The 9,975-nt window shown below is 71.3% G+C and carries 8 protein-coding genes; 2 read left to right on the top strand and 6 right to left on the bottom strand.

What is annotated here, in order from left to right:
* Positions 1 to 355: 355 nt before the first annotated feature.
* The 5 genes from AC559T_RS11780 to AC559T_RS11760 form a co-directional block, all read right to left on the bottom strand.
* Complete coding sequence (locus AC559T_RS11780; RefSeq protein WP_498868711.1) at positions 356 to 1,579, bottom strand: cytochrome P450; 1,224 nt, start codon at positions 1,577 to 1,579, stop codon at positions 356 to 358.
* A 78-nt stretch (positions 1,580 to 1,657) separates the two neighbouring features.
* Positions 1,658 to 3,166 (bottom strand): aldehyde dehydrogenase family protein, encoded by a 1,509-nt coding sequence (locus AC559T_RS11775; protein ID WP_498868710.1) that lies wholly within the window; start codon positions 3,164 to 3,166, stop codon positions 1,658 to 1,660.
* Between the two features lie 98 nt (positions 3,167 to 3,264).
* A complete protein-coding gene (locus AC559T_RS11770) occupies positions 3,265 to 3,597 on the bottom strand; it encodes a DUF4286 family protein (protein WP_071067129.1) in 333 nt (110 codons plus the stop codon).
* 126 nt (positions 3,598 to 3,723) lie between these two features.
* Entirely contained in the window at positions 3,724 to 5,205 is a 1,482-nt protein-coding gene (locus AC559T_RS11765; RefSeq protein WP_112109051.1) for an aldehyde dehydrogenase, read from the bottom strand.
* 399 nt (positions 5,206 to 5,604) lie between these two features.
* Complete coding sequence (locus AC559T_RS11760) at positions 5,605 to 6,279, bottom strand: TetR/AcrR family transcriptional regulator (protein WP_112109052.1); 675 nt, start codon at positions 6,277 to 6,279, stop codon at positions 5,605 to 5,607.
* A 344-nt stretch (positions 6,280 to 6,623) separates the two neighbouring features.
* Here AC559T_RS11760 and AC559T_RS11755 point away from each other — a divergent pair, with 344 nt between their 5' ends.
* Together AC559T_RS11755 and AC559T_RS11750 are read left to right on the top strand one after the other, a co-directional pair.
* A complete protein-coding gene (locus AC559T_RS11755; RefSeq protein WP_498868709.1) occupies positions 6,624 to 8,327 on the top strand; it encodes an N-acyl-D-amino-acid deacylase family protein in 1,704 nt (567 codons plus the stop codon).
* Positions 8,324 to 9,106: an SDR family NAD(P)-dependent oxidoreductase gene (locus AC559T_RS11750; protein WP_112109054.1), complete on the top strand. Its 783-nt coding sequence runs from the start codon at positions 8,324 to 8,326 to the stop codon at positions 9,104 to 9,106. Before AC559T_RS11755 ends, AC559T_RS11750 begins: the two co-directional genes overlap by 4 nt.
* Positions 9,107 to 9,152: 46 nt before the next feature.
* On the opposite strand, the gene AC559T_RS11745 is transcribed toward AC559T_RS11750, so the two are convergent.
* Positions 9,153 to 9,968: a FadR/GntR family transcriptional regulator gene (locus AC559T_RS11745; protein ID WP_112109055.1), complete on the bottom strand. Its 816-nt coding sequence runs from the start codon at positions 9,966 to 9,968 to the stop codon at positions 9,153 to 9,155.
* Positions 9,969 to 9,975: the final 7 nt, after the last annotated feature.

Below are 9,975 nucleotides of genomic sequence, written 5' to 3'. Positions count from 1 at the left end.
AACCCAGGCTCCGGAATTCCAGCATCGAGTGCGGTGCGCTCTTGAGTGCCCGCTGTGGATCTTGGCGGCGTGTGCCGCGTGTGGTCTGTTTCTGATCTTCGCGGTGTGGTGGGGCGGTCCGACGGGGCTGTGCCGGGGTGGTCCGGACATGGCGCGCTCGCGCCGGTATCCCTGCTCGACCCAACCAGGCGGCCAACTGGGCGGGCCCGGCGGGTGAACCCGAGCGACTCGCAGAGCCGGATCGCACTGGTGTTCGTGGCGATGGTGTGCGGACAGGCCCCGGCAGCGAACCCGTCCGGGAGACCGTGCGGAGCGCGCGTCCCTGATCAACCGGCCGGCGGCTCCGGTGCCCGGGTCAGCCGACCGGCGCGGAACGGGGGCCGGGGGTGAAGGTGATGGGGACGTGCAGGGGCGCCCGGGTGAGGGTCGAGTGGAAGTGGATGTCGGCATCCTCGCGGAGGCGGATGTCGTCCATCCGCCGAAGCAGCTCCTCGAGGGCGATCCGCATGTTCAGCCGGGCGACGTTCGAGCCGAGGCAGCGGTGCGGCCCGGCGCCGAACGCGAGATGGCGGTTCGGCGAGCGGTCGATGTCGAAGGTCTTCGGGTTCGGGAACTCGGCGTCGTCGTGGTTGGCGGAGGCCCAGTAGATGAGGACCCGGTCGCCCTTGCTGATCTGCTTGCCGTCGAGCTCGATGTCCCGGGTGGCGGTCCGGGCGATCGCGATGAACGGCCCGTCGAGCCGCAGCAGCTCCTCCACCCCGGCGGGAATCCGCTCAGGATGCGAGCGCAGGTAGGCGGGGATCTCCGGCTGCCGGCTGAAACGCAGCAGCATCAGACCGAGCGCCCCGGCCGTCGTCTCGAGCCCACCCAGGATGAGGAGCTGGACGATGCCGACGATCTCCTTCTGGGTCAGCGGGCGGCCCTCGAACTCCGCTTTGAGGAGGGCGTCGACGACGTCACCGCGGGGCGGGCGCTGCCGCCGCTGCTCGACGAAACCGTTGATCCACTCGGAGAGACCGGCCCAGCACTCCTTACCGATCGGGTCGTTCGGAATGGAGGCCTTGGAGGCGAGGAAGGAGACCTTGTCGAGGTCCTCGGTGGGGGCGTCCAACGCGAACTTGAAGAACGACAGGCTCGGGAACGGGCGGGCGAAGTCGTCCATGAACTCGCACTCGCCGCGCTCGATGAACTCGTCGATGAGGTCGGTGACGAGCGCGCGGGCCGGGGCCTCCCAGCCCGCGATCGCTTTCGGCGTGAAGTGCGAGTTCACCAGCTTCTTGTAGACGCGCTGCTCCGGCGGGTCGACCTCCACCGGGATGTTGCGGACGTGCGTCGTGCTCGGCGGGATCGCCAGGCCGTAGGCGGAGCTGAACGACTCCCAGTCCTGGGCGACGTTGAGGACGTCCCCGTACTTCGTCACCACCCAGAAGCCGCCGTGCTGCCCGGTGTGCGTGACCGGGCATAAGGTCCGCATCCGGTCCATCGTCTCGGGAAAGACGGCTGCCAGGTCATGCGAGAGGTGGTCGAAGTCCTTCAGGCACCATTCGTCGGGCATCGGGGCGGCGGCAGGCGTGGGCATCTGGTCCTCACTTTCTCCGAGACGTTCACGGGTATTTGTGTTCGTTTCCGCCAGGGCGCCCGCACCCGGCCGCCCGGATCAGGCTGTGTCGATCCAGACCGACTTGACGTTGAGGTACTCGTCGAGCGCCTGGTGCCCCATCTCCCGGCCCCAGCCGCTGGCCTTGTATCCACCGAAGGGAACGGCCGGGTCCATGAGGTTGAAGTTGTTCACCCACACCGTTCCGGCCCGCAGGTCGCGCGCCATCCGGTGGGCCTTGCCGATGTCCCGTGTCCACACCCCGCCGGCCAGGCCGAACTCGGTGTCGTTGGAGCGGGCCGTCACCTCTTCGATCGAGTCGAAGGGCAGCACGCAGGCGACCGGGCCGAAGATCTCCTCTCGCACCACCCGCATCTCGTCGTGCACGTCGGTGAGGACGGTCGGCGCGACGAAGTAGCCCCGGGCCAGGTCGTCGGTCTCGATGCGGGCACCGCCGGCGGCGGCCCGCGCGCCTTCCTCCCTGGAGAGGTCGAGGTAGCCGACGACGCGCTCGAGCTGCTCGGCCGAGACCAGCGGCCCGATCCTGGTCTTCGGGTCGAGGCTGTTGCCGACCTGCAGGTTCGCGGCGAACGTGGCGATCCGCTCGACGAACTCGTCGTGGATCGACCGCTCTACGAAGATGCGGGTTCCCGCGCAGCAGATCTGGCCGGAGTTCGTGAACACTGCCATCGCCGCGCCGGGCACGGCCCGATCCAGGTCCGCGTCGGCGAAGACCACATCGGGCGACTTGCCGCCCAGCTCCAGGGAGACCCGCTTCAGGTTGCCGGCCGCCGCCCGCACGATGTGCTGCCCGGTCGTCGTGGACCCGGTGAAGGCCACCTTGTCGACGTCCGGATGCGCAGACAGGGCCGCGCCGGCCGTCTCCCCGGGGCCGGTCACGATGTTCACCACGCCGGGCGGGATCCCGACCTCGGTGAGCAGCTCACCGAGCCGCAGCGCGGCGAGGCTGGCCTCCTCGGCGGGCTTGAGCACCATCGTGCATCCCGCCGCCAGCACGGGCGCGATCTTCCAGATGGCGTTGCTGACCGGCCGGTTCCAGGGCACGATCGCGGCTACCACCCCGATCGGCTCCTTGAGCGTGTAGCTGAGGACCTGGCGCGGGATCGAGTTGGGGATGGTCTCCCCGTGGATCTTGGTAACCCAGCCGGCGAAGTAGCGCAGGACGCCGGCCTCCCAGGACGAGCCCGGCTTCGTCCCGGGGCGGCGGCGCCCGATCGGCGCGCCCATGTCGAGCGCCTCGAGCAGCTTCAGCTCCTCCTGGTGGGCCGTGACCGCGTCCGCGAACGCCCAGATCAGGTCCTGCCGCTCACTGGGGAGCATGCGCCGCCACGGGCCCTCGAAGGCCGCGCGCGCCGCGGCGACGGCCCGGTTGACGTCCTCGGCGCCGCCCTCGGCCAGTTCGGTCAGCGTCTCGCCGGTGGACGGGTTGATGCTGGGAAAGGTCCGGCCGGAGGCCGCCTCGCTCCATTCTCCGCCGATCAGCAACCGCCGCGGCCCGCCGCCGAGGAACGGGAGCGCCACCGCGTCGGGGGGCGTGAGTGTCGACACCGGTTCTCCTCTTTGTGGCGGGTCAGTGGCGGGGTTGGTTCGGTGGCCTCGGGTAGGTGTCCGGCCCTGGTGCCCGGCACCAGGGCCGTCCCGCCGTGCTAGTCGATGAGCTCGTAGAAGGTCCGGATCGGCGGCGGGTCGGTCTGCAGCGAGCTGCTGCGCCGGACGCGGCCGGCGTTCGACGAGGCGCGCAGGTCCTGCAGCGGCGTGGCGAGGTCGTCAGCCTCGATCTCGTAAATGGTTATGTACTCGAGCGTCCCCGGATCGGCCGTCACGTCGGCGGTGTCGCGAACCCGGTAACGGCGCGCGCCCACAAAACCGGGGATCTTGAGGATGTCGGGCACGTGCTCCTCGGAATACCACTTGTTGTACTCGTCCTCGCGCTCGGCGGAGACGGGACGGGTCTGCACGACCAGAATGCCCTTCGGCACGCGATCCTCCCGGTGTCGTTGGCGGCTGCCCGGGACGGTTCTCCGCGGCGGAAGGCGTCGGTATCCCGGACGAGGTGGATGCTAAGCCGCGCTGTCCCCGTCAGGAGACGTTTCCCGCACCCGGTGTCACGGGGTCGGCTGGGACGCCGTCACGAGCGCGGCGGGAAGACCGATGCTGCGGGTCTCCAGGAAGCCGGCCAGGCCCTCGGGGCCGAGCTCACGGCCGAGACCGGACTGCTTGAACCCACCGAAGGGCACCAGCGGGAACGGCGGATAGGCGCCGTTGACGGCCACGCTGCCGGTGCGGATGCGCCGGGCGACCTCCACGCCGCGTGCCGGGTCGGCCGACCACACACCGCCGGACAGCCCGTACTGGGAATCGTTCGCGATGCGGACGGCGTCGTCGAGGTCGTCGTAGGGGAGGAAGCAGAGGACCGGCCCGAAGATCTCCTCCCGGGCGATCCGCATGTTGTTGTCGACGTCGCCGATGATGGTCGGGGCGACGTACCAGCCCCGCGGCAGGTGCTCCGGGCGGACGCCGCCGGCGACCACGCGGGCGCCGTCGCGCACCGCGCCCTCGATGTAGCCCTCGACCCGCGTCCGCTGCCGCTCGGCGACCAGGGGGCCGACGAAGACGGAGGGGTCGTGCGGGTCGCCGACCGAGACGCCCGCGGCGGCCGCGGCGGCGATCTCGAGCACCTTCTCGTAGCGCGACCGCGGCACCAGGACGCGGGTGTGCGCACCGCAGACCTGGCCGGAGAGGTGCATGCCGCCGCGCACGACAGTCGGGACGACGGTGTCGAAGTCGGCGTCGTCGACCAGGATCGAGGCCGACTTGCCGCCCAGCTCGAGGGAGACCCGCCGGACGGCCTCGCCGCACAGACTCATGATCCGCTGGCCGGCAGCCGTCGACCCGGTGAACGCGACCTTGGCGACGTCCGGGTGGGTGACCAGGTACTCGCCGACCTCGCGGCCGCCGGGGACGACGTTGACCACGCCGGGCGGCACACCCGCCTCGTCCATCGCGTCGGCGAGGATGAAGTTGCTCAGCGGGGCCTCGGGCGCCGGCTTGAGGACGACCGTGCAGCCGGCGGCCAGCGCCGGAGCGGCCTTCCACGCGGCCAGCGTGACCGGCGCGTTCCAGGGAACGATCGCGGCGACCACGCCGACCGGTTCCTGCGTCACCAGGGCGCCGCGGTCACCGGCCAGCACGGTCCGCTCGAACTCGTAGCTGCGGGCCAGCTCGCTGTAGTACTCGAAGACGGGGGCGACCAGGCCGGTCTGGGCGGCCTTGGCCTGGCTGGTCGCGCAGCCCATCTCGTCGGTGGTGACCTGGGCGATCTCGGTTTCGTGCTTGCGCAGGGCCTCGGCGGCCCGGGCGAGGATGTCGGCTCGCTCGGCCGCGGACATCCGTGGCCAGGGGCCGTTCTCGAAGGCGTCGCGCGCGGCGCGGACCGCCCTGTCCATGTCCTCGCGGGTGGCTTCGGGTAACGCGCCCACGATCTCTTCGGTCGAGGGCGACACCACGTTCAGAGTCCCGGAGCCGGCCGGCGCGGCCCAGGTGCCGTTGATATAGAACGCATCCCTGTACATCAGCCGGTCACGCACAGTGCCTCCCTGGGGGTGACTCTCGGCGGAGCCTAACACCATGAGCGAGTGCTCGCTAGCTTGAATTGATCTTCGTTGGTGTGGTCCGCACTGGTCGTCGACCTTATCAACCATGTGAGTGCTTACTTGCTACCAACGTGCCAGATCGCCGGGCCAGGTGCTGGCCAGAGCGATTCGACGAGCCGGGGTGGCCGTGCCCTCACAGGTATTCCGGGCTGGCGCGGCCGGCCGGCATCCGACCGTCCGCCGGCGCTCGGGGGCCGGCGAGTGAAGCGAGTTGGCTCAGCCATCCTCTTGACCGCACACACACAGCTCACTTCGGCGCTGACACCGCAGCGGGCGCAGGCGTCAGCTGGGAGGTGGGGCGACCGGCAGGGTGGGGCGACCGGCCGGGTGGGGTCAGCGCCGGCGGCGGGAGGGCTCGATGACGGGGAAGAAGCCCTTGATCGTGCTCTCGCTGATCAGGGCGACCGCCCGATCGCGGTTGAACAGGTCGTTGTGGCGGCTCTCCATGGCCAGGACGAGGGCGATGCCCATCACCGCGCGGGCGGAGAGGTCGGGCGACTCGAACTCGAATCCGTAGCGGTCCTCGACGTCGCGCCAGGCATCGGCGAGCCGGTCCATCGCGACCGCGAAGTGCTTGCGGTAGAACCGCCGGCCGACCTTCGGATCGCCGAAGAGCACCAGGCCCAGCAGCGGGAGGACTTCCTCCAGGGTGGAGATGAGCTGGCGGTAGAGGCCGTTCATCGTCTGCAGCTGCCGCTCGGGGGTCAGCGGCTCCTCGAGATCGACGACCTCGGTCGCGGCGACGAGCTCGTCCACGGCCTCGCGCAGCGGCTCGACCACGGCCTCGTAGAAGAGCTGGTCCTTGCTCTCGAAATGGCGGTAGATCACGCCTTCGCTGATTCCGCCACGCTCGGCGATCGCCTTGATGGTCGTGCCGTTCATGTCGCCCGTCTCGATGAAGGCCTGGCGGGCGGCCTTGAGGATCGAGCGCTTGCGGGCCTCGGCGGTGAGCCGCCGAGGCCGTTGTGACCCGGTGGCGTCGGGGGAGTGGGCTACCTGCTCGGCCATGGTTCCTCCCGGCACGCCTAGTACCACAGCTAGTGAATGAACGTACACTACTTCAGCTGGGGGAATCACCGGCGCCGAGAAACGCCGCGCCCTCGCGATTTCGGTGTCATGTGCGTCACTGTCGTCCGTGACATTGTTGTCCGTGTCGCCGCCTGGCGGGCGCAGCTCGGCGATCGTAGATCATGCGGGCTGCGGGTCGTCGGCGGCGGGTGCCCGGCTCCGGCGATCCACGAGCGGCGTCCGTGCCGCTTGACGGGACACGGCCAGCCTCCTTAGCATTTTTGATGAATGAGGGCTTACTCATCAGTCGACCGCCCGTCCGGCGGACCGGAGGAACGGATGCCATGCACGACATCGTGATCTATGGCGGCGAGGTGGTCGACGGGACGGGTTCGCCGCCCCGTCGCGCGGACGTGGCGATCGACGGGGAGCGGATCACCGCGGTCGGTGAGGTGAGCGAACCCGGCCGCCGCCGGATCGACGCCCGCGGGCGCCTGGTGACCCCGGGATTCGTCGACATCCACACCCACCTCGACGCGCAGCTCTTCTGGGACCCGGTGGCCAGCCCGTCCTCGTGGCACGGCGTGACCAGCATCGTCCTGGGCAACTGCGGCGTCACGTTCGCGCCCGTGCGGCCCGGCGAGCAGCGCTACCTCGCCGAGATGATGGAGTCCGTCGAGGACATCCCGGCCGACACGATCATGGACGGGATCGACTGGAGCTGGGAGAGCTACGGCGACTACCTGAAGGCGCTCGGCCGCCGGCAGCTCGGCGTCAACGTCGGCGGCATGATCGGCCACTGCGCGCTGCGCTACTACGTCATGGGCCCACGTGGCCTGGACGAGGCCCCCGCCACCGACGAGGACATCGCGAAGATGGCGGCGGTCGTCGGCGAGGCGATCGACGGCGGCGCCCTCGGCTTCTCGACGTCCCGCAGCTTCATGCACACCGTGCCGGACGGCCGCGCCGTCCCGGGCACCTACGCCCTGCAGGCGGAGCTCGCCGCGATCGCCGGGGCCCTCGCCTCGCGCGGGCGCGGCACGATCGAGGTCGTCCCCCGCATCGGCGAGCGGGACGGACCGGAGCGGCAGAACTCCGTCGCCGAGCTGGCCTGGATGGAGGAGGTGAGCCGCGCCTCGGGGCGCCCGCTCACCTTCGCGATCATGCAGAGCGACCGCCGGCCCGGCCTGTGGTCCTGGGTGATGGACGAGGTGGCCGCCGCCCGCGGCCGCGGCGCCGACCTGCGTCCGCAGACCGCGGCCCGGGGCAGCGGCATCCTCTACGGGCTCGTCGGCCGCACGCCGTACGACGCGCTGCCGGGCTGGGCGAAGTTCATGGAGCAGCCGTGGGCGGAGCGGCTGGCGGCGCTCCGCGACGCCGAGGTGCGCCGCGCGCTGGTCGAGGAGGCGGAGAACCCGGTCGAGCTGTCGGGCCCGCTGGCGCCGAAGGACCCGTCGAAGCTGTACCTGCTCCCGCCCGGCCCGGCGCGGTACGACGTCGACCCGGGTAACAGCCTGGCGGCCGAGGCGGCTCGCCGCGGGGTCAGCCCGGCGGCGGCGTTCCTCGCCTGCACCCTGGAGACCGACGGCCGTGGGCTGCTCTACTACCCGGTGCTCAACCAGGACCTCGACGCCGTCGCCGTGATGATCACCAACCCGGACGTCGTCGTCGGGGTCGGGGACGCCGGCGCGCACGTGGCCCTCACCATGGACGCGGGCCAGCCCACCTTCCTGCTGCGGCACTGGGTGCGCGACAAGGGCCTGCTGGACGTCGGCACGGCGGTGCGCAAGCTGAGCGCCGAGGGGGCCGAGCTGTTCGGCCTCGCCGACCGGGGCGTCCTCACGCCCGGCGCCTTCGCCGACGTCAACGTGATCGATCTGGATCGCCTCGACCTGGACACCCCCGAAATGCTCGCGGACTTCCCGCACGGCGCGAACCGGTTCGTCCAGCGGGCGCGGGGCTACGACTACACCCTCGTCAACGGCCGTGTCCTGATCGAGGGCGATGAGTTGACCGAGGAGCGTCCGGGACGGATCGTGACCGCATGACAGCGGTTCCCGATCAGTTCGGGTTGTTCGACTTGTTCGCCCTCAAGGACCGGGTCGCGGTGGTGACCGGGGCGTCGTCCGGCCTCGGTGCGGGCATCGCGCGGGCGCTGGCCGCCGCCGGTGCCCGGGTGGCCGTGGTGGCGCGCCGCCGCGACCGGCTCCTCGCGCTCGCGGAGGAGCTGGGCGGCCTGGCCGTCGGCGCCGACCTGCTCGACCCGGAGCAGGTCGACGCCGTGGTGCCGCAGGTCGCCGCCGAGCTCGGCGGGCCGGAGATCCTGGTGAACGCCGCCGGTGCCCGCCTCACCGAGGAACGCGCCGAGAGCGAGCCGCTCGACGCCATCAACCGGACCCTGGCGCTGAATCTGGTGGCTCCGCTCCGGCTCAGCCAGGCGGTGTTCCCGCACATGAAGGCGGCCGGGCGGGGCGCGGTGGTCAACATCTCGTCGATCAGCGGCATCGTCGGTGTCCCCGGCATCCCGCAGGCGTCGTACGCGGCCAGCAAGGCGGGGCTGTCCGGGCTCACCTCCGAGCTGGCCGTCCAGTGGGCGCGGCACGAGATCCGGGTCAACACCATCGCCCCGGGCTTCTTCCGCAGCGAGATCACCGACAGCCTCTACGACACCGAGAGTGGCCAGAACTGGCTGCGGCGGAACACCCCACTGCCCGGCGACGGCCGGGTGGAGGACTTCCTAGGCGCGGTCCTGTGGCTGGTCAGCGACGCGGGCCGGTACGTGACCGGCCAGACCATCGCGGTGGACGGCGGCTGGACGGCCCGCTGACCGCCCACGCTCGACGTGCTGGCCCGGGCGCGCCGTACCGCCCGGGCTAGACGCGCCAGATGGGGTTCGGGACGGCGTACGTCTGCCGGGACCTCGCGTCGGTGACGGTGACCACGCTGTCGTCGAACCGGTCGAGGAGGTAGGCCTGTGAGGCGGTGAGGTGGGCGCGGGTGATGCGCTCGGCCGCCGGCGCGCGGCCGGCCGTGATCTCGGTGAGGATCCGCCGGTGCGTGCGGACGACCTGCTCGGCCTCGACTTCGGCGGGGTACGCGCCCCTGCTGGCGGCCGACTCCGCCCAGGCCTGTTCCTGGGCGGACCACAGCGCCACCAGGCTGCTCACGATGTGGCGGATCGTGGCGTTCGGGGTGAGCGCGACGACGAGTTCGTGGAACTCGCGGGCGGCGTGCGTGAACGCGCTGCCGGTGCCCACGAACCCGGCCGTGGCCTCGACGTTCGCCCGCAGCACGGGGACGATCCGCTCGTGCCGGTCCGGCGCCGCCGCGCACTGTGCGGCGCACAGCGGCTCGAAGGTCTGCAGCCCGGTGGCCAGGTCGCCCAGCGTGACCCGGCCGGCCTGCAGCGCGAGCCCGAGATGGTAGGCGGCGGACGCCTCGTCGGGGCGGTGCACCTCGGCGCCGCCGACCTTGCCGCGCCGCACGGTGACCAGGCCCTCGGTCTCCAGGATCCGGATGGCCTCCCGCACGGAGGGATAGCTCACCCCGAACTCCTGGACGAGCTGGTCCTGGGTCGGGAGCTGGTATCCGTCCGTCCCGTCGCCAGCGAGGATGCGCGCACGCAGGGCCGCGGCGACGGTCTCGGCGATCCGAACCTGCGAGACGCGCCCGCGGCGGCTGATCGACACCCCGCGA

It is taken from the genome of Frankia sp. Hr75.2 (assembly GCF_949319125.1).
In the GTDB taxonomy this organism is placed as follows: domain Bacteria; phylum Actinomycetota; class Actinomycetes; order Frankiales; family Frankiaceae; genus Parafrankia; species Parafrankia soli.
Note: the sequence above shows the minus strand (reverse complement) of the source record. Positions and strands in the feature narration are given on the sequence as shown.